Genomic DNA, 19,805 nt, shown 5'->3' with positions numbered 1-19,805 from the left:
GGCACGGCATCTGCTGGGGAGTAACCGAGCCTCAAGGCTTGTTTTTTCGAGCAACGCTAGAAGGAGTTGATCATGATGAAACTCAGAAAACTTTCCCTCATGTCATTCATCGCCGCACTCGCCATGGCTGCATCGGTGGCCGTGGCCCAGAACCCCAGTTTCGAGGAAATGGACCGTAACGAAGACGGACTGATCAGCGGCAGCGAAGCCATGGCCCTGCCCTGTCTCGCGCAAGCCTACGACCAGATCAAGAAAGAGGACGACGCGGGGCTCAATCGGAGCGAATACAACGCTGCGATCCAGAAGCACTGTCAGCGTTCACAGCCCCAGGAAGATGACTGGCCCGAGTCATAAGCGCAACACCGGCGTCTTGCCTGGGCCGGCATGACGCACCCTGCACTCCCCAACCGATTGCCCGTCGGCACCACGTTGTCGGCGGGCTTTTTTGTGTCGGCCGTCCAACGCAAGGGGGCATAATACCGGTTGGTCTGTCAGTCATCGCCAGCAGGCATGGGATTCATTGCTTCAGTCATTTCCGCCGAGCCGATCAGCCCAGTGCCGCAGCAGCCGGTGGCCTTCCAAATGCTATACACCAGGACGCTTCGGCCATGATCCGCCTGAACAGCAGCGATGAAGACCTCAACCGCGCTGCCGAGCTGCTGGCGCGAGGCAAACTCGTCGCCCTTCCCACGGAGACGGTCTACGGCCTTGCCGCCGATGCCAGCAACGCCGACGCCGTTGGCCGGATTTTTGCCGCCAAGGGCCGGCCGGCCGACCATCCGCTTATTGTCCACCTGCCGGGAACCGAAGCCCTCGAGGAATGGGCCGACTCGCCCCCCGAGTCGGCCCGTCGCCTTGCGCGCGCCTTCTGGCCCGGCCCGCTGACCCTGATTGTGCGAAAGGCCACACGGGTTTCCGATGTCGTCACCGGCGGCCAGGAAACGGTCGGCCTGCGGGTCCCCGGCCACCCGGTGGCCCTGAAACTCCTGAAGATTTTCGGCCGGGCGCTCGCCGCGCCCTCGGCCAACCGCTTCGGGCGCATCAGCCCGACCACGGCCGAGCACGTCCTCGACGAGTTCGCAGACCAGGACACGGTTGCCGCCGTAATCGACGGCGGGCCTTGCGAAGTGGGCGTGGAGTCGACCATTGTCGATTGCAGCGGAGCGCAGCCGAGAATTCTGAGACCGGGCATGATCAGCCTTGAACAACTCAGCCAGGTGCTCGGCGAAGTGCCGACTCGTGCCGGCGAATCGGAGGGCCCGCGGGCATCGGGACGCCTGCCCTCCCACTATGCTCCGGCAACGAGAGTCGAATTGGTCGAAGCGCCTAGCCTGGCCCGGCCCGATCCACAAGCGGCCGTGCTGGCGCTGGCCCACACGCCGGATCCGGGCGGCTTCATGGGCTGGCGAGCATTACCGGTCGAACCCGCCGCCTATGCCAGGGGCCTCTACGCCGCACTGCGCTCACTCGACGCTCTCGGCGCCAACCGCATACTTATCCAGCGCCCACCCGACGAGCCGGCCTGGGTCGCCATTCACGACCGGCTCGCGCGCGCCGCGGCCTGACCGCCCTCAGCCATAAGCAAGCAGCAGCGCCAGACTGGAAACACCGAGGGCGAGAACGGAAACCGCCAGCGCCGCCAGTCCAAGGTTACGACCCCGTCGCCCGTCGCGGCGTGCTTCGCGCAGGCCGCCGAGCGTGCCCCCGCAGTCGCCCAGTCGATAGCCTCGACGGGGCACCGTCTCGATGACCGGCTCGTCGATTCCCAGGCGATCGAAGTGGCGGCGCAGGCGAGAGACGATGACCGTCAGCGCGTCTTCGCACACGTCCCCGTCGCCCCAGATCGCGTCGAGCAATTGGTTTCTCGAGATGACCTCACCCGGTTTCGATTGCAAAAGGGCGGCAAGAAGTTCCGCCTCCCTCGGCGCAAGATGCCGACTGCGCCCGCCTCGTTCGAGCGTGCGCGAGTCGACGTCGAAGTCGATTTGCAACCGTGACAGCAACGGGTGTTCCGTTCGCGCTTGTGACCCGGTAACCAGCACGCCATACCTCCCCGAAAACACGCTCGAGCGCGTAGACGCTTTCCTTTCTAGCGACTTTCAGCCGGCTTCGCAAGTATTTCGACAGGACAGCCGGAGGCCCCGCCTCCATGATCCGACCCCGGTGCGATCGGAAACCGGCGCACCCGTTACCCCACGAACAACGAGCGGCGATGAGCCGCAACGGAGACTTCAACAATGAAATCGATTCGGATCATTACCCTGACAGTTCTTCTACTGGGCTGCACCACTGCAGCCTGGGCCCAGGACCATAGCCGCTCCTGGGAACCCGGCGCCGTCCTGTCCCTGACCGAAGTGCACGTCAAAGACGGAATGTGGAATGCCTACATCAACGATCTCAAGGCCAACTGGCGCCGAAGTCTCGAAGCACAAATCGAAGCCGGCGACGTCCTCGGGTACGGCATGTACGCCGTGGTTTCCCCCCGCGGCGACGAGCCCGACCTGATCTTGCGGGTGAGCTATCCCAACTGGGCCGCCTTCGACCGCGGACCGGGCTACTTCGAGGAGTTGATGAAGAATACGTTCGGCGGGATGGACGAGGCGCGCGAAGCCGGTATCGAGCGCGGCGAACTGCGCACGCTGGGCAGCGAAATAATGCTGCGCGAAATCAAGTTCGTCGATTAAAGGAACGGGCTGGAAAGCAGCGCCGCGGGCGATCTCGCCCGCGGCGGCTTTTGATTTCTGATCAGCATGCCCCGGCCGGGCCGGTTCGCGTCTCAGAAGAACATCGGCCCGACGGAGCGGGCCGATTCAGAAGCGAAAATCAGGGCGTGTCCAGAACCGGCATCGGCCCCGGGCCCATGAGCTGGCGCAGCTGGCGGCGACTCGCTTCCTGATTGCGCTCGAAATCGCCGGCCGAGACGCAGGTGGTCCGGCGGAAATTTGTGCCGACCGTGTGCTCGCGGCGACAGATGACATGGTTCTCGGGGTCGCCGATGACCACTCCCTGCAGTTCCTCGTGGAGGTTGAACACGCGAATCTGATTGTCTTCACCGAGCTGCTCGACGGTTTCCACACCGGCCAGTTCATTGCGCAACTGGCGATTTATGCGCTGAAATTCCTTGTATTCGCGCCTGTTGAAGTCGCGGATATCCCCGCTTTCGACTGCGACCTTGAGATTGTCGAGGAACTCGATATATTCGTCTACCGAAACCGTTTCCGACAGGTCGGCCACGGGTTCCGGCTCGAGTTCGGGATTCTGCTGGGCCTGGCGCTGGTTCTGGCCACCGCCGGCACAGGCGACGCAAACGACGGTTGCGGTGATGATGAATAGCTTCTGCCACATGATTGGTACTACCTCGCATTTTGGTCAGGTGGATGAACTACGAAAAATTTAGTATCTACGAAACCAATAGTAGAACATCGTCGGCCTCTTTGGCAAATCGTATTTGGCCCGGCTGAGCCAGCACCTGGAAACCCCTCATCGTCTCACCTGGCGCCGTAAGGCCTTGAGCTGGCAGTCAGTGACCGGCCCGGGGTTTATACTCGCGATGTTCAACACCGCCGGTGCCTGCCCTGAGCCAACCAGAAACGCAACATCGCGACCTCTACCCCGACGCACTGCGCGCACTGGCGCTGCTGATCGTCGTATTCGGGCACTGGTTCGCCACCCTGCCACGGATGGAAGGCGGCGAGCTGATTGCCATCGATCACATGCTGCATGCCTGGATCCCGGCCGCCTTTCTGACCTGGGCCGTTCAGGTTGTACCCCTGTTCGTGTTCGTGTCCGCCGCGGTCAGCACCGACGGTGCCGCCCGGCGCCTGCACCGGGGCCACTCGCAGCTGGCGTGGTGGGGAAGCCGCGCGCTGCGCCTGGCGCGGCCCACCGTCACTTACCTCGCGGCCCTGACTTTGCTGATGATCATCGCCAATTTCACCGGGGGACGCTTTCTGGGTACCTTCGACGGCTCGCTGACCGTCCACCTGTGGTTCCTGATCATGCTGCTGACTGTCCAGGCCCTGCTGCCACTCAGCGTGGAAGCCGACCGGCGCTTCGGTCTGGGGGCGGTCATCGCACTGATCTTGCTCGCGGCCGCTATCGACATGCTCCGCGCCGGCGCTTTCTGGCCCACACAATGGCCTACTCTGGGCGCGCGCGTGACCGGCACCGACGGCGGCATCGGATGGCTCAACACCTTCTTCGTCTGGCTGCTGCCGCAGCAACTTGGCATCGCCTGGAAGCGCGGTCGATTCCAGGGGGCCGTTACCGGCCTGCTCCTGGTGATTCTGGGCACCGCTTGGCTGGTCGGTACAGTCATGAGCGGCTATCCCGTGGGCATGATCGGCAACGACCTGGAAGGCAACAGCAACATGCTGCCCCCGACCCTGGCGCTGATGGGCGTCATGTGGCTGCAGGTGGGCCTGGTGCTTCTGTGCGAGCGCCCGGCGCGCTGGCTGCTCGACCGCGAGCGCCTGGCCGGCATCGTCGCCTTCCTCGGCGCCTTCGGCATGCCGCTGTATTTATGGCACAAGCTGGCCGAACTCCCCGCCGCCTGGCTGGGCGAGAAGATCGGCGCGCCGATCGATGCAGGCACGCCCGGAGACCCCGGCTTCTGGAGCGGCCGACTCTGGTGGATCGGCCTGTGCCTGCTGATGGTCGTTCCCGTCCTGGCGATCGTGGCCTGGATCGAAATGCAGCGACGGCGAACCGTGCCGCACGCCGAGTCGCCCCCCGCGATCGTTATCGGCGGCCTGGCGCTGTTGCTCGGCCTGGGCTGCGCGCTGGTTTTGGGGACGATGCCGGGCGCGCTGATTGGACTGGCCGGGGTGGTACTGGCTTCGCTGCTGCTTCGCCGGCACTCACAAGCCTGAACTGCCGTTGGATCGAAGGATGGCTATTTCGACCGAACAGTCTCGCTCCGGCAGCGAAATTCGCCGTTGACGCGCTTTTCCAGCGGGATGATGGGAAACTCGCCGGCCAGGTCCGGATCGTCGATGGTGTACTGGACCACGCCTCGATCGCAATCGGAAAACTCGATGGTCATGCTGCCGACTTCCACCGACTCCTGCCCGGGCTGGGCCGGGGCGTCAAAGCGCCCGCCCGTCGAAGCGTACAGAGGGCCGCTCGCGACATCGCCGTCCACATCGAGTGAAGCAGTCAGCCAGCGATTGTCGACCGCACCGACCGTGTCAACACCCTCGGACGAATCGGTTTCACCCGCGTCGACATAGGTAAACCAGGCCACGAAGAGCAGGTCGGCAAAGGGCATGTGATCAAAGGTCAGGCCCTGCCCGTGCCCGATCAGCTCCTCTTCATCGGCCACCCACTGGCCATCGGCATCCAGCGCGAAATCGAAGGCCTGCGGCGTTTGTTCGTTGCAGGCCGACGCTTCGCTGTCGGGCGATTCCTTGCAGTGCGCCACGTAGTCGACTTCCATGGTCGCCTGGTCGAGATCCGGATCGATGGCGCCGCCCAGGTTGCCGCCCATGGCCAGGTTGAGCAGCACGAACATCGGCTCCTCGTAGACCGGGCAATCACTGACGTCGTAGCTGCGCATCAGCTCACCGTCCATGAAGAAAGCAATCTCGTCAGCGCTCCATTCCATGGCGTAGGTATGCCACTCGGTCACGTCGGCCGCGCCGCCGGGATAGGGAAAGCGGGCTTCGCTGCCGCAGGCGCCACCGTAGTTATTGAAGAAATTGACGATGTAGGAATCGGGTTCGTTGGAAAACCACTCCCACACGTCGATCTCCGAAGCCCCCGGGTTGGGCCACCCGACGTTGTCGTCGTCGCCCTTGACGGGTTGCTCGTCGATGCGGTTTTCCAGCATCCAGAACGCGGGCCAGGTTCCGCCCTCGAGATCGTGGAAGCGGATTCGCGCCTCGATACGGCCGTAGAGAAATTCCCGTTTGTCCTTGCTGTTGATGCGCCCCGAGGTCCAGCTCTTGGGCGTGCCGTTCAGTCCGGGGCAATTGATGTCCTGCCGGCGCGCGATGATCTTGAGCGTGCCGTCGGAGACGTCGTAGTTTCGATCCGGAGACGAGTCGTCGTCGGTATAGCACTGGACTTCGTTGTTGTAGTTGGCGGCCGTCTGGGCCGTCCAGTTGTCCCAGTTCACGCCTTCGCCATCGAAGCGCTCGATCCACTCGAGCTGCCAGCCTGCAGACGCTGAGGCGGCAAGCGAAAGCCCGACGCCAACCAATAGAATTCTGACCATGATGACAACGCTGTCTTTTAGACCAGCCGCTAAGATAATCCATCGGACCGGCACGCGTCCATCGCGACGAAGCCATCGAGAAAGAGCTGGAAGGCATCCTTCCCCGCTACGTTGGTTGCTCCGGGCCGGAAAACCGCCAGGTCGGGGGTCGGGACCGCGAGCGCAGCCGCTCGCCGCTCAATCGCTTCGTTCGGCCCGTCGACGTAGTGCCAGTGCCAGCAACAGCATGAATGCAGGCGCGGTGATTCCCCAGGGGAACGCCAGCATCAGCAGGGCATGCGAAAAAACAGGATAGAAATAAACGATGCCGATCAACGGCGTCGTGAGCACGTGCGCGATCAAGGCAATCCGGACCCAGCGCTCGGATCCGACTCGGTCGAAAGCCGGAATCGCCAATAGTGCCGCCAGGCCCATGGCGATATAGCCCACCGCGTCATAGTTCCAGAACATCGAATGCGGCGACTGTTCCAGAACCCGGATAACCGAAGCCTCCCCCGCAACCTGCGCCGGAATGACAGTCGCCAGCTGAACGACATAATTGGCGGTTACGAACACAGCGTAGATGACGGTGAAAATCAGCGCTGCGTGTGTCCAGAAACGTTTCTGGGGTACGGTCAGGTAATGCAGTGCCAGCATCATGAGCACGAATGGCACCACAATGCACAGTGACGTCGCATAGATGAGAACGGCATCCAGCGGAAAGGCCGTCAGGCCAAGCAATTGCATGCTTTGGACGATAAGAAAGGCGAGGGTCGCCGCAGCTGCACCAAGCCCCGACCAGTACCCTACTTTGCTGACTCGTACCGCCATGATGAGTGTTCCCAATAGGCTTCCGACCAATTCAAGCAAGACTTCCCAACGAGCCGGGATCGAGCTCTCACTCTATTTCAACATCAGTGCGACGGCAATAATTATGCGAATACTCCTATCCCCCGGGATTTTCCAGTAACTGTGTCAGTCCGATCATGTCACGGAACAAATACACAAATGCGATTGCCAGAACCAAAAGAAGGAATGGAATCAGGATCCGTTCCAAGCGTCCGGGCCCCTCGGATAATGAGATGTGCTCACCCCGATCACGAACGTGCTCTATATAGGCTATACACGTAGCCAGCACAAAAACCGGGCGAATGCATAGCTTGATCACACCAACTGCGACAACGAGCGGCACACCAGCCCAGAGATAAGCGGCATAGACCCAATTCTCAGCCTCGAATGCATCGACCATGCTCAGGAAGAAAATGGCAGCGATGTAGGTACCGATCCCCACAATCCAGCACAGAACGCTGTATGCCGCACGCAAGCGCACGGCAACACCGGTCTTATCGAGAACAAACGATACGGAATCCTTTCCGGCGGCGATCAAGCCCTTGCCGGTCACGATAGCCGGAACGATGGCCATCGTCGCGGTCTTCCACGCGTAGTACAGCACCTCGGTTGCGGCCAGCCAGGCCAGATCGCTACCCCAGCCACGCTTGGGCAACCGGGCCAGGATTCGCTCTGTTGTGATCCACGAATCGATCCACTGAAACACCCAGAGAGAGCCGACCGACCGGAACGACAGCGACAAGCAAGCGGCGAGCGTGGAGCTCCTGCCTTCGCTGCGCAACAGATGCGCCGCTGCCATGGCACCCGTAAGAAGGCCGATGAAGAACGCTGCAACCCCCACGCAGACGAAACTCCAGGCAAGAAAAACCAGGTTGATTCCAAGTTCTGCCAGATCGTCGTCGCTCTCCCAAACCTCGGGAGGAATCCAGCCCAGAAACTGCACCCAGACGTAATACATGATTCCGATTGCCACCCACTGCAGCGCAGAGAAGACCAGGATCTCCTTCTCCTCGAGAATCAGAGAAACTGCAGACCGAACGAGGCGGGCATCCCTTTTCCAGAAACTGTCCGCCGATGCGGCGGAACGTGCTTCACGGAATTTGCGGTCATTGGCAAGGTGGTCCGCGACGAAACTCAGCCGACCGCCGCTGATTTCATGTTCGCTGTCAGAACTCTCGACTGTCATACCTGCCCAGGCGGGTTTCCCTCAGGGACAGAACGGTACCAAACGATTCTCCATCCTGCACTGGCGCCATTTGCGCAGTGGCGCACACCGAAGACGACGCTCTCCTGGCCTGGTCGCGAGTCGGCTCGGGACCGAAGTTGCTCAAAGCGGCCAACTGGTTGACGCACTTGCAATACGACTGGGAAAGCCCGGTCTGGCGTCACTGGATGGAATTCCTCGCCGGCCACCTTTCATTCGTGCGCTAGGATGAACGCGGCTGCGGCATGGAGGTCGTTCACCAGGCTGCAGAGGAATCACCCGTCGGACTTGCGGCCGGTGATCATTGCGCGCACCAGGTTTTCGCGGTGCAGTCGGCTGGTGACCACGACGCCTACGACGTGGACGATGACCAGGCCGAGCATCAGGTTAACCAGCACTTCGTGAGTGTCTTCCCAGAAGTGCTCGTCAGCCGACCAGAGCGCCTGGGCGCCATCTTCCCCCGCCTCGACGACCCAACCGGCCAGCGGCCCGGCGTTTTCCTCGAGCGCGTAGAGCACGATACCGCTGAAAGCCAGCGCAGCCATACACGCAAGCAGCAGCAGAATCATGATGCCGCCGGCAGGATTGTGGCCCCGGTAGTGCCTTGCCCGTCCGCGGAAGAGATTGCCGAGATACTGCGAGACCGTCGACGGCGAACGGACAAAGTCGCCGAAGCGGGCATGCTCGGTACCGACGAAACCCCACAGTACCCTCAACAGCACGATAGCGACGATCGAGTAACCGATCCACACGTGCAGGCCCATCACCTCGTCTTCCATGATGTAGTTGGTGAAAAAGCCGGCAACCAGCAACCAGTGTCCGACGCGCACCACCGGATCCCAGACCCGGGTCGATGAAGTATTCTCTGGATGACTCATGACGATGCTCCGAGCAATTGACTGGGAGCAAGCATGCAACCGGCCGGCTTTTATTAGAATCCGGCAAATGACCTATTGGCCGTGAGATCCCGAATATGTCGAATGACACATCCACCTCCCCCGGCACACCACTGCTGTTGATCGTCTTCGGCGTGATCGCGCTGTTGATCGGCTGGGACCTCCTTTCGGACTCCGCGAAGGGCGTCGAGCCGATACACGTCATGGTGGAACTGGCACTGCTGGTGCTGGCGGCCAGCATGTTCGGCTGGTTGCTCGCACAGGTCATCCGCGGACGGCGGCAATTGAATCACTTGCACACCCGGCTCGATTCGGCGCGCACCGAATCCCGACGCTGGCGCGCACGCTACCGCTCCACGATTCGCGGCTTGAGCGAGGCCATCCAGGATCAGTTCGAGACCTGGCAGCTGAGCAAGGCCGAAGCCGAGATCGCCCTGCTGCTGCTCAAGGGGCTGAGCCTGAAGGAGATAGCGGCCGTGCGCGAAACCGGAGAGCGGACGGTACGTGAACAGGCTCGCGCCGTTTACCGCAAGGCCGGACTGGCCGGCCGCTCGGAACTGTCGGCGTTCTTTCTAGAGGATCTTCTACTGCCCGACCCCGATGCAATGCTCGACAGGGAATGAGCGTCATTCATGGAATCGGAAATCCGCAGCCTCGAACAACTACTGGATCGCATACGAAAGGTCGACCCGATTCACGATCCCGTGCATCTGGACGCAATCCTGCAGGCCATTGGTCGACGTTCATTCGGGCCGATCATCCTGCTGACCGGCCTGATCACCCTGGCGCCGCTGATCGGGGATATTCCCGGCATACCGACCCTGATGGCGCTGCTGGTGCTGCTGACCGCCGGCCAGTTGCTGCTGGGCCGAAAGACGTTCTGGTTACCGGGCTTTCTCCTGCAGCGGTCGGTGCAACGGGCGCGTCTACACCGCGCGCTGGATCACCTCGAGAAGCCGGTCCGCTTCATCGATCGATTCCTGCACCCGCGCCTGGAAGTAATCACCCGCGGTCACGGCACGCTGGTCATTGCCACAGCCTGCATCTGCATCGCGCTCACCATGCCGGCGCTGGAATTCATTCCCTTCAGCGCTAACCTTGCCGGCGCCGCCCTGACCGCTTTCGGCCTGTCCCTGATCGCACGCGACGGCTACCTGGCCGTTTTTGCGCTGACCATCACAGTGGGAACGTTCTGGGTGGTCATCGCCAACCTCTCCAGGATCGGTGTCGGGTAGGCGGTCAAACCGCTGACGTGCCGTCAGTCCCCCGCCTGAATCGCCGGACGCTGACTGACGGCTCGATACCAGCGCACCAGGTGAGTCAAATCGTCGGGTAGCGGCGCTTTCAGGCCCCACTGGGCGAAATCCACGGTCACCAGTGCCGTGATGTCGGCAACGGAAAACGCCTCGCCCGCGACATGCTCGGTTTTCGCCAGGATGGCGTCGAGATCTTCGAGAAACCAGCGAAAGCGCTGGCGGCCACGTTCGGCCAGCTCAGGAATCTGGGCCACCGGCCTTCGGCCGGGCACCGCATGATCCTTCATCCTGGGCGCGATGTTGCGGAACCCTTCCATCACCGCCAGCATCCCGTTCATTTCGACCCAGCGGTCGCGGTCGTCTATGCGGGCACGTTCTTCCGGCGTAGTGCCCAACAACGGCGGATCATCGGGCTGAACGGATTCCAGATAGCGGCAGATCGCGGCACAGGAGCTCAGGCACGTGCCGTCGCCGAGTTCGAGCACCGGCAGGGTACAGTCGGGACTGATGGCCGCGAACTCGTCGGTCATGTGCCCGCCCTTGCGCATATCGACAGTCACCTGCTCGATTTCCATGCCCTTCTCGGCCAGGAACAGGTGAACACGACGCGGGCTGGGGGCTTCCGGATAGGTATGCAGTTTCATGCCGTCTGTCTCCTGGATCAAGCTTCACGATCCGGCATCATAACGCCGCCATGACCTCTCAGGGCTCGACGGTATGACTGAGACGCAACTTGTCGTTGTCACGGTAGACACGCACTCGCCGGCGCTCGAACAAGCCGAGAAAAGCCGGTTGCATTCGCTCTTCCCCGGCGCGCGATTCCTCGCGGGCCAGGGTTTCGTGTTCCTTGATCAGGGTCGATCGAACCAGTGCGTAGAGTTCCGCCCTGCCCTTGTCGCTGGCTTGCGTGGGGGTCTCGCCCGATTCCTGCAGCTCACCCAGGGCGTCGAGCACGCTTGCACCCCACAGGCGCAGGTTTGTCCAGGTGGCGGTGAATTCATTCAGGGCGCGCCGGGGATCCGGAATACGATCGACCAGTTCGGCGAACTCAACGAGTTGCCGCGGCAATTCCGCCAGGCCGAGCAGGCCGCAGTCCGGATTGAAGTGCAGACCATTGGCGTACATGTAAGTCACCATCCGGTGGCGCCGATTGGCCGCAGTGCGGCGATCGGCACGTTCCAGGCGCGTGGCCTCGGAGCGCATCAGGGCCTCGGCCGTTTGATAAAGCTTGGCCACCTGTTGCCGTGTGATGTCACGACGACGAAAATCGCAGGCAAGATGGTCGAGCATCTCGATCACGCGCGGATCGAGCCATACACCCAGGCCGTTGCGGTTGTCCCGCGGGTGCTGGAAGAGCGGCGTGATGCGCTTCTTGCTCTTGATGGTCTCCGAGCGGAGGCTGACAATATCCAGTAACCGGCCGTCACACTGCTGCATGGCCGACTCGAGGTCATGCATGACCTGCCTGTCTTCCTTCTTGCCTTCGCGCTTGCGACGGATCACCTCGGCAAGGTGCTTGCCGACACGCTCCTGCGCCAGCTCACGGCCCTTGATCCGTCGCGCCTCCTCTTCCGGGGGGATGCAGTCGACGAGGGTCCCGTAGACGATTTCCCAGGCGGTCGTACCGCGGTTGGCGATGTCCTGTTCCAGCAGCAGCGCATCGATGCGCGGCAACTCCCCGCCCTGCTTCCTCAGTACCGTCGGCTGCGTGCCCTGGCTCAATCCCAGGCTGGTGAACTTCCAGCTCGAATAACGAATCGAGGTGGGCAAGCCTTCCCCTCGGGCCAGGTTGTCGACCGCCCCCTCGCGCCCGAAATGGATACCTGAAAAGTCGCCTTCGAAGGTCGATTCACCTGCGGTCATGATTTCGAGTTCTTGGTTCGAGAGGCGGTCCCAGCCTTTTCGCCTGGCCTTGAGCAGGGCACGGAAGGCCGCACCGGGTTGGTTGAGGATATTCTCCGGCTTGAGATCGGTATGGGTGACGTCGTCCTCGAGCATCTGATGCCCATTACGAAAGAGGTTGGCCGCCATGCGCAGGCGATGACTGAGTGAGCACTCCTCGAGCAGACGTCTTTGCGCCTCATCGTCGGAAAGCATGCCCGCCTCGCTCCAGTCGAGCACGGCCAGCAGCAGCTTGTGCTCGTAGTCGATGGTTACCTGGTGCAAGAGCGGGCCGATATCGCGAGTGAACAGGCCGCTCCAGTCCGTCTCGACGGCTTTCCGTCCCGCGGCTCCCCGCCGGGCCCTGACATTGGCGCGTTCACTGAGCAGACTCGTGGCGCTGGTGAGGATTTCATCGGAAAGTTCGGGATGGGCACTGGCCTGCGCAACCAGCGCCGGCGCCTGCACGCCGTGAACATACTGATGAGCCTGCATCAGGCGGACCAGGTCACCCGCCGACTCGAAGGGCACGGCCTTGACGGCCACACGCTGCCGGCCGCAACGGTAGGCGGCGACGTTACGGTGGCTGCCCATCACACGTGGCGCTTCATCCTCGCCGCGGTCCAGCGTCCACTCGAGCCCCTTCATCACGAAACGGTCGTTGTCGTGAAACCAGGCTTCACATTCGCCCGGCCCGCCCCAGATGCGCTCTTCGGCGTTTCGGCGCCAGGAATTTCGGCGCAGGCTTTTCAGCCGCCCATCGGCGCGGGCTTGCACGAACGACCGGAAGCGCTTTTCGAAAGTATTGCCCGGGGCGAGGAATTGCAATTTGCCGTTGGCACGACGAAACGCCAGCCCCTTCGAATTGCCAACCAGCACGTTGGTCACCGATTGCGTGTAGCTGCCGTCATCCTGCCGGTGAGGGCGAACAGACAACCGCAGCGATACCGGCCCCTCCGAAGGTGTCCGCACGGCAAAGTCGAAGCCCTGCATGGCCTCACGGAAAGCATCGCGCCCGGCACCCGGCAGCTGCGTTCGGGTGATGATGTTGTGGTTGAAGTTCTGAATCGCCGCCAGCAAGTCGATTTCGCTGGCGCCGTTATCGGGCAGCAGGAGTTCCTTCAACCAGTCACCAAGTTCCCGGTTGATGTCACTCTGTGCGGCCATCAGCGTAAACACGCGCCGGAAGTAAGCTTCGCGCAGCGTCTCCTTCGTGCGGACTGCCTCGACCGTTCGAAAGCGCCCCTTGAGGCAGAGCGGATCTTCTATGCGTGCGAACAGCCGGGTCTTGCCCAGGTTGGCCTGGTACGCCGCCTCCTCGTGCGGGATGGTGTAGCGATACGCCAGCTCCACGTAGACCACGGCCGGATTGTCGGTCGGGAACAATCGACGCGGGCGCGCCTCCAGGTCGGCGAAGCACGCGGTACCCAGTGCGGAATCATCCTGGCCGGTGCGGTGCTGGACCAGCGGAATATGGGGAATGCGTCGGGAGAACTCGTCGACGAGCCCGATCTCACGACGCAGCAATCTCTGCAGCCTCGACTCCGACAGCGCCCGATCCTTTCGGGCGGCGGAAAACAGACGTGCAAGAAGGTGCGCGGTCAAGGGATTCTGATTTCGTTATGGGGCCGGGGTCAGCCCGGCGCACTTTACTGGAGGGTACCGATTGCGGCAAGTCGAGTGCAACTGCAAAAACCGGGCGCTGACCGGCGCGCTCGAGGTCAGGCTCAGCGGGGACGATAGCTGCCGGGCGCTATAATGTAGCGATGCCTGCCTCGAATTCCCTGCGCGATCGGTTGCCGTTCACGGCGCTGATCGATTCCCTTCGTGCCGGCTACGGCATCGATGCGTTAAAACGCGACCTCATGGCCGGCCTGACGGTTGGCATAGTCGCGATTCCCCTGGCAATGGCTCTGGCGATCGCCGTCGGGGTGGCACCGCAGCATGGGCTGTACACCTCGATGGTGGCCGGCTTCCTGATCGCACTGACCGGGGGTTCCCGCTTCAACATTTCCGGACCCACGGCCGCCTTCGTAGTCGTGCTGATGCCGGTCGTCGCCGAGCATGGCGTCGGCGGCCTATTGCTGGCGACCATGATGGCCGGAACCATCCTGCTGTTGATGGGCCTGTCCGGCCTGGGCCGGTTGATACGCTTCATTCCCTATCCGGTGGTGGTGGGCTTTACTGCCGGCATCGCCGTGGTCATTGCCACACTCCAGATCCGCGATTTGCTCGGTCTCGCGGCGACCCAGGGCGGCGGACATTTTCTCGAACAGCTGCACGGCATCGTGGTGGCCCTTCCTTCCACCCGCCCGCAGGACCTGGTCGTGGGCCTGCTGACCCTGGCCATTCTGCTGGCCTGGTCGCGACTGAAGACGGCCGTTCCGGCCCCGCTGGTCGCGCTTTTGGTGGCGGGCGTGGGCGCCTGGCTGGCGTCACGCTACTGGCCGGGTTTCGACGTGGTTACCATTGCCAGCCGCTTCAGTTACGAATTGGGCGAATCGAGCGGCCGGGGCATCCCGCCGGTTCTCCCCGCTTTCGACTGGCCCTGGCAGCTACCGGGTGCCGATGGCGAATCTCTCGAGTTCAACTTCGCCCTGTTGCGCGACTTGATGGGGCCGGCGCTTGCCATCGCCATGCTCGGTGCCATCGAGTCGCTGCTTTGCGGGGTGATTGCCGACGGCATGACGGGCACCCGCCACCGCCCCAATGCCGAACTGGTCGGCCAGGGCATTGGCAATATGGTCGCGCCGATGTTCGGCGGCATCACCGCCACCGCCGCCATAGCGCGCACGGCCACGAGCGTGCGCTTCGGGGCGGTCTCACCCGTTGCAGGCATGGTCCACGCCATAGTCGTTCTGCTGGCCATGCTGTTTTTCGCCGGCGGCCTTTCACTACTGCCCATGGCTTCCCTGGCCGCCCTGCTATTGATCGTAGCCTGGAACATGAGCGAAGCCGGGCATTTCATTCGCATCGTCAAGACCGCACCACGCGGCGACGTGGCCGTGCTGCTGACCTGCTTCGGCCTGACGGTCGTTTTCGACATGGTCGTGGCGGTAGCCGTGGGCGTAGGGCTGGCCGCCATGCTGTTCATTCAGCGCATGGCCGAGCTGACATCGACCAGGCAGGTAAGCGGCACCGCCGCCGGGCTACCGTCCGACCTGCCACCCGATATGGCCGCCTTCCGCATTCGCGGCCCGATGTTCTTCGGCGCGGCCGAGCGCGCGCTGGCCACCTTGCACCGGTTGGAGCCGGAAGTGCGCAGCGTCATCCTCGACATGCGCGAGGTACCGAGCATGGACATGTCAGCCATCGTGGTCTTCCAGTCCATGCTCGATCAGCTGCGCAAGGGCGATGTCGCCCTGATCGTGACACACGCCGAGCCGCGTATCATCGCCAAGCTCAGGCGCGCGGGCATTCGCCGGACCCGTGGACAACTGACCTTCTGCCGTAACAGCGAACAGGCGTTGCGGATCGCACGCAACTGGCAGTCAAACGAAAGCATCACAACGGAAAAGGACTGAATCGAGCGATCAGGTTGGCGGCGGTTCGGACAGTGCCAGAATCCTCAGCAGCTGACGGTGCCAGCCACCTTTCGGGCCGTGAAACAAGACGGCTACAAGCCCATTGCCACGATCAATGCCGCCAGGCCGGTGAGCACCAGCGCCGTGACGGTCAGCCAGCGGATCATCATGCGTCGTGCCGCGTCGGCGCCTTCACCTTCGAGCTGCCGGAACTCGTGATCGTTCAGCGCGGTTTCGGCGACGTGCTCGGGATTGTCCAGCAGCGCCACGGCATCCTCGGCCTGTTCGGGCAGCACGGCCCAGAGCGCGGCCCGGTACCGGCCCTGGTGCGCCAGGTTGAGTCGCAGCGATGTCATGTCGGAAACATGCGTTGCTATCCCGCGCGAACGCAGGAAGGCCGCCCGCTCTTCGGCTTCCGAATGCGACGCGTACTTGGCGATCATCTCCATACGATTAACCCGGCAGCAATATAGATTGAATTCAGCCGCACTATGCTTTCCGGCCGCATAGAAAGCTACCATGACCGGATCACAAACGGGATACGCGCATGATCACCCTTCACCATCTCGAAAACTCGCGCTCGCAGCGCGTGCTGTGGTTGCTCGAGGAACTGGGCGTCGATTACGAAATCCACCGCTACGAGCGCGACCGCAAAACCAGCCTGGCCCCGCCGGAGCTGCGCGAGATCCATCCACTGGGCAAGTCGCCGATCGTCACCGACGGCGATCGCGTGCTGGCCGAGTCGGCAACCATCATCGAATACCTCGCGCGAACCTACGGTGGCGGCGAGTGGGCCCCGCAAACCGACGACCCGGCCTACTGGAACTTCAGCTACTGGATGCACTACGCCGAAGGGTCGCTGATGCCCCCGCTGCTGCTCAAACTGGTGTTCACCAAGGTCCGCACCGCCTCACCCCTGTTCGTACGCCCGGTCGCGGCCGGAATCGCCGGCCAGGTAGACCGGACCTTCACCGATCCGCAGATCCGGACGCACTTCGCCTTCGTCGACGGTTACCTGGCCGAACACGAGTGGTTCGCGGGCGAATCGATCACCGCCGCGGACATCCAGATGAGCTTTCCGCTGGAAGCCGCGGTGGCCCGTGGTACGGTCGGCGAGGCGTATCCGCACGTGGTCGAATTCGTCCGTCGCTTCCAGTCCCGGCCCGCCTATCGGCGCGCGCTGGAAGCCGGCGGCGATTACGACTACGGACCCGCCTGACCGGCCTTCACGCAACCTGCACGCCAGCGTCACGCCGCACTGACATCCAGGGCGTATACCTCCAGGTGAAAGGGGTGTACTTCAACCTTTGTGCATCATTCTGGAGATTGCCTCATGAAAACCGTATTTGCCACGAGTATCGCCGTCACACTGCTGTTTGTATCCGCCCTGGCCAATGCCCAGGGTCGACCCGACCGGGCCGGCCCGCCTCCGGGCGTGGTGCCCGGCGACCAGACCATTGCCGAAATCGTAACCGAGTCGGCCTCGGCCGATCCGGCGGAGTTCAGCCTGCTGCTTGCCGCCATCGGCTACATTGCCGAGACCAATCCCGACAGCGCGCTGATCTCCGGCCTGTTCGACAAAGAGCAATACACGGTGTTCGCGCCCAACGACCAGGCCTTCCTGGCGCTGGTGGGTGCGGTCGCCGGCCTGCTCGACCAGGACATCCTCAATAACGAAGGCCCGTTCGCCGCCATCGACGACTTGCTCGGCGCCGGCACCATCGAGGCTGTCGTGAGCTATCACGTCACGGAAGGTCGGCGAGCCTCGAACAGCGTTGTGCCGCGCCGCGGGGAGCGCAGCATCGAGACCCTGCTTGAGGGCGCGAGCTTCAGCGTGGACAGCTCGGGCAACATCGATGCCGTCGGCAGCGATGCCACCATCGTGGGCCCCAACACCAGCGCCAGCAACGGCGTGATTCACGAAATCGACGCCGTCCTGCTGCCCATCGACCTCGGTCTCTGAGGCACAGCACCAACGTCAAACCACGGCCCCGGTTCATGCCGGGGCCGTATCCTTGAAGGCTTCATCCACCTGCGCTTGTTATGATCAAGGCAAGTTCCCACCGGAGAAGTCCATGGCTACTCGCCGATCCATCCCGTTTTGCAAGCCCGCACTTGCGGCATTGATTCTTGTCCTGACCACGGTTCCCGCCCTCGCCCAGGACGTGGGCAAACCCATACTGCACGGCAAGCACTGGGTAGCCGTCACCGGCAAGCCGCTGGGTGCGACCGCCGGGGCGCGGATGTTCCACCAGGGCGGCAACGCCGTGGATGCGGCCGCGGCCATGCTGGGCGCCACCGCCACCATGTGGGACACGCTTGGCTGGGGTGGCGAAACCCAGGCGCTGATTCACAATCCGGAAACGGGCGAGGTCATCGGCGTCAACGGCGTCGGCGTGGCACCGACCGGCGCGACTCCCGAATTCTTCCGGGATCAGGGCATGCAGTATCCGCCCGAGTACGGCCCGCTGGCCGCGGTCACGCCCGGCACCCCGGGCAGCCTGATGGTGATGGTTGCCGAGTACGGCGAACTCAGCCTGGCCGAGGTACTCGCCCCCGCCATCGAGATGGCCGAGGGCTACCCGATCGAAAAAGCGCAGGCGGACAACATGGAGCGCCGGCGTGAAGTGTTGGAGCAGTGGCCGTCTTCCAGGCAAGTATTCCTGCCGCACTACGACTCAGACAACCCCGATCAGCGCGCCGCGCCGCGCGAAGGCGAAGTGTTCGTGCAGGAAGACCTCGCCAACACCCTCAGAAAGCTGGTCGAGACCGAGCAGCAGGCGCTGGCCGATGGCAAGAGCCGCAAGGAAGCCATCTACGCCGCCTACGACCGCTTCTACACGGGTGATATCGCCGAGGAGATCGTCTCGGCCACGCGCGAGGCCGGCGGCCTGTTCACCATGGAAGACCTGGCCGAGTGGGAGGTCAAGCTCGAGGAACCGGTGAGCACCGATTACCGCGGCATCGACGTCTACAAGCTGACCACCTGGACGCAGGGCCCGGTCATGCTGCAGGCGCTCAACATCCTGGAGGGCTTCGACCTCAAGGCCATGGGCTACAACTCCAAGCGCTACATCCACACGCTCTACCAGGCCATGAACCTGGCCTTCGCCGACCGCGACTTCTACTACGGCGACCCCTACACCCCGCCCGAAGAGCCGATCGAGGGCCTGCTGTCGAAGGACTACGCCGCCGAGCGCCGCGAACTGATTCGCGAAGACCGCAACCTGACCGACTACCTGCCCGGTGATCCGTACCAGTACCAGTCCGGCGACAACCCGTATGAGGAACTGCGCCAGAACTGGCAGATCGTGCCGCCCGAGGCCGAAGCCGAAGGTGAGGAAGGCTTCCAGCAGGCCAGCCTGATGAACTTCGAGGAAGGCTTCCGCGCCGGCACCACAGCCATCCAGGCCGCCGATGCCGACGGCTGGGTCGTCTCCGTTACCCCGTCCGGCGGCTGGGTGCCGGCCTTCATCGCGGGTAATTCAGGCATCGGCCTGAGCCAGCGCATGCAAAGCTTCGTCCTCGACGAAGCGCTCAACCCCTACAACGTGGTCGCACCCGGCAAGCGCCCGCGCGTAACGCTCACGCCCTCGATGGCCTTGAAAGACGGCAAGCCGCTAATGGCCTTCTCGGTGCAGGGCGGCGACACGCAGGACCAGAACCTGCTGCAGTTCTTCCTCAACATGGTCGAGTGGGACATGAACGTCCAGCAGGCCGCCGAGGGCAAACAGAACATCATGAGCTACCAGATGCAAAGCAGCTTCGGCGCCCACCAGGCCGAACCGGGCCGCATCGAAGTACCGCGCTCGCTCTCGCCCTACACTACCGACCAGCTGCGCACGATGGGCTACGACGTCGATCGGGTCGATCGCGTCTACAACCCGACGCAGGCGATCTGGTTCGACTGGGAAAACGGCACCATGCAGGGCGGTGCCAGCGACTACGGCGAGGATTACGGCATCGCCTGGTAATCGCGGGTTCTCGCGAATCTCCCAG

At 63.0% G+C, this 19,805-nt stretch carries 20 protein-coding genes; 11 read left to right on the top strand and 9 right to left on the bottom strand.

The genetic code is table 11. The features are described 5' to 3' along the window. Window positions 1-72 precede the first annotated feature (72 nt). Entirely contained in the window at window positions 73-354 is a 282-nt protein-coding gene (locus ACDC66_RS13670) for a hypothetical protein (RefSeq protein ID WP_376697289.1), read from the top strand. Between the two features lie 254 nt (window positions 355-608). After that, entirely contained in the window at window positions 609-1,565 is a 957-nt protein-coding gene (locus tag ACDC66_RS13665) for an L-threonylcarbamoyladenylate synthase (protein ID WP_376697288.1), read from the top strand. 6 nt (window positions 1,566-1,571) lie between these two features. Here ACDC66_RS13665 and ACDC66_RS13660 read toward each other — a convergent pair whose 3' ends face one another. Beyond that, a complete protein-coding gene (locus ACDC66_RS13660; RefSeq protein WP_376697287.1) occupies window positions 1,572-2,003 on the bottom strand; it encodes a winged helix-turn-helix domain-containing protein in 432 nt (143 codons plus the stop codon). Window positions 2,004-2,237: 234 nt separating this feature from the next. On the opposite strand from ACDC66_RS13660, the gene ACDC66_RS13655 reads away from it, so the two are divergent. Continuing rightward, window positions 2,238-2,684: a hypothetical protein gene (locus tag ACDC66_RS13655; RefSeq protein WP_376697286.1), complete on the top strand. Its 447-nt coding sequence runs from the start codon at window positions 2,238-2,240 to the stop codon at window positions 2,682-2,684. A gap of 139 nt (window positions 2,685-2,823) precedes the next feature. Here ACDC66_RS13655 and ACDC66_RS13650 read toward each other — a convergent pair whose 3' ends face one another. Next, window positions 2,824-3,345 (bottom strand): hypothetical protein, encoded by a 522-nt coding sequence (locus ACDC66_RS13650; RefSeq protein ID WP_376697285.1) that lies wholly within the window; start codon window positions 3,343-3,345, stop codon window positions 2,824-2,826. A 221-nt stretch (window positions 3,346-3,566) separates the two neighbouring features. Here ACDC66_RS13650 and ACDC66_RS13645 point away from each other — a divergent pair, with 221 nt between their 5' ends. After that, the gene (locus ACDC66_RS13645; RefSeq protein ID WP_376697284.1) at window positions 3,567-4,871 is read left to right on the top strand and encodes an acyltransferase family protein; all 1,305 of its coding nucleotides are present in this window, start codon (window positions 3,567-3,569) and stop codon (window positions 4,869-4,871) included. A gap of 23 nt (window positions 4,872-4,894) precedes the next feature. Here the strand turns inward: ACDC66_RS13645 and ACDC66_RS13640 are convergent, their stop codons facing one another. The 3 genes from ACDC66_RS13640 to ACDC66_RS13630 form a co-directional block, all read right to left on the bottom strand. Beyond that, on the bottom strand, window positions 4,895-6,217 hold the full coding sequence (locus ACDC66_RS13640) for a glycoside hydrolase family 16 protein (protein WP_376697283.1): 1,323 nt from the start codon (window positions 6,215-6,217) through the stop codon (window positions 4,895-4,897). Between the two features lie 177 nt (window positions 6,218-6,394). Then, entirely contained in the window at window positions 6,395-7,027 is a 633-nt protein-coding gene (locus ACDC66_RS13635) for a hypothetical protein (protein ID WP_376697282.1), read from the bottom strand. Between the two features lie 115 nt (window positions 7,028-7,142). Beyond that, window positions 7,143-8,231, bottom strand: a complete 1,089-nt coding sequence (locus ACDC66_RS13630; protein WP_376697281.1) for a hypothetical protein — start codon at window positions 8,229-8,231, stop codon at window positions 7,143-7,145. A gap of 77 nt (window positions 8,232-8,308) precedes the next feature. Here ACDC66_RS13630 and ACDC66_RS13625 point away from each other — a divergent pair, with 77 nt between their 5' ends. Next, on the top strand, window positions 8,309-8,476 hold the full coding sequence (locus ACDC66_RS13625) for a hypothetical protein (protein WP_376697280.1): 168 nt from the start codon (window positions 8,309-8,311) through the stop codon (window positions 8,474-8,476). Window positions 8,477-8,524: 48 nt separating this feature from the next. On the opposite strand, the gene ACDC66_RS13620 is transcribed toward ACDC66_RS13625, so the two are convergent. Continuing rightward, complete coding sequence (locus ACDC66_RS13620; RefSeq protein ID WP_376697279.1) at window positions 8,525-9,127, bottom strand: cytochrome b/b6 domain-containing protein; 603 nt, start codon at window positions 9,125-9,127, stop codon at window positions 8,525-8,527. Between the two features lie 95 nt (window positions 9,128-9,222). Here ACDC66_RS13620 and ACDC66_RS13615 point away from each other — a divergent pair, with 95 nt between their 5' ends. Continuing rightward, a complete protein-coding gene (locus tag ACDC66_RS13615; protein WP_376697278.1) occupies window positions 9,223-9,768 on the top strand; it encodes a helix-turn-helix transcriptional regulator in 546 nt (181 codons plus the stop codon). 9 nt (window positions 9,769-9,777) lie between these two features. Next, window positions 9,778-10,380 carry an exopolysaccharide biosynthesis protein gene (locus ACDC66_RS13610; protein WP_376697277.1) on the top strand — a complete coding sequence of 201 codons (603 nt, stop codon included), beginning with the start codon at window positions 9,778-9,780 and terminating at the stop codon, window positions 10,378-10,380. Between the two features lie 23 nt (window positions 10,381-10,403). Here the strand turns inward: ACDC66_RS13610 and ACDC66_RS13605 are convergent, their stop codons facing one another. Then, a complete protein-coding gene (locus tag ACDC66_RS13605; RefSeq protein WP_376697276.1) occupies window positions 10,404-11,045 on the bottom strand; it encodes a glutathione S-transferase family protein in 642 nt (213 codons plus the stop codon). 58 nt (window positions 11,046-11,103) lie between these two features. Beyond that, on the bottom strand, window positions 11,104-13,887 hold the full coding sequence (locus ACDC66_RS13600; RefSeq protein ID WP_376697275.1) for a hypothetical protein: 2,784 nt from the start codon (window positions 13,885-13,887) through the stop codon (window positions 11,104-11,106). 161 nt (window positions 13,888-14,048) lie between these two features. Between ACDC66_RS13600 and dauA the strand changes: the two genes are divergently transcribed. Then, on the top strand, window positions 14,049-15,806 hold the full coding sequence (gene dauA, locus ACDC66_RS13595) for a C4-dicarboxylic acid transporter DauA (RefSeq protein ID WP_376697274.1): 1,758 nt from the start codon (window positions 14,049-14,051) through the stop codon (window positions 15,804-15,806). A gap of 92 nt (window positions 15,807-15,898) precedes the next feature. Here dauA and ACDC66_RS13590 read toward each other — a convergent pair whose 3' ends face one another. Next, window positions 15,899-16,255 carry a hypothetical protein gene (locus ACDC66_RS13590; protein ID WP_376697273.1) on the bottom strand — a complete coding sequence of 119 codons (357 nt, stop codon included), beginning with the start codon at window positions 16,253-16,255 and terminating at the stop codon, window positions 15,899-15,901. A 98-nt stretch (window positions 16,256-16,353) separates the two neighbouring features. Here ACDC66_RS13590 and ACDC66_RS13585 point away from each other — a divergent pair, with 98 nt between their 5' ends. The 3 genes from ACDC66_RS13585 (at window position 16,354) to ACDC66_RS13575 (ending at window position 19,780) form a co-directional block, all read left to right on the top strand. Then, window positions 16,354-17,025 (top strand): glutathione S-transferase, encoded by a 672-nt coding sequence (locus ACDC66_RS13585; protein ID WP_376697272.1) that lies wholly within the window; start codon window positions 16,354-16,356, stop codon window positions 17,023-17,025. A gap of 114 nt (window positions 17,026-17,139) precedes the next feature. Further along, entirely contained in the window at window positions 17,140-17,769 is a 630-nt protein-coding gene (locus ACDC66_RS13580; RefSeq protein WP_376697271.1) for a fasciclin domain-containing protein, read from the top strand. A 112-nt stretch (window positions 17,770-17,881) separates the two neighbouring features. Further along, a complete protein-coding gene (locus ACDC66_RS13575; RefSeq protein WP_376697270.1) occupies window positions 17,882-19,780 on the top strand; it encodes a gamma-glutamyltransferase family protein in 1,899 nt (632 codons plus the stop codon). Window positions 19,781-19,805 lie beyond the last annotated feature (25 nt).

The organism is Wenzhouxiangella psychrophila, assembly GCF_042310375.1.
GTDB lineage: Bacteria > Pseudomonadota > Gammaproteobacteria > Xanthomonadales > Wenzhouxiangellaceae > Wenzhouxiangella.
This window is presented reverse-complemented; position numbering and strand designations above follow the sequence as displayed.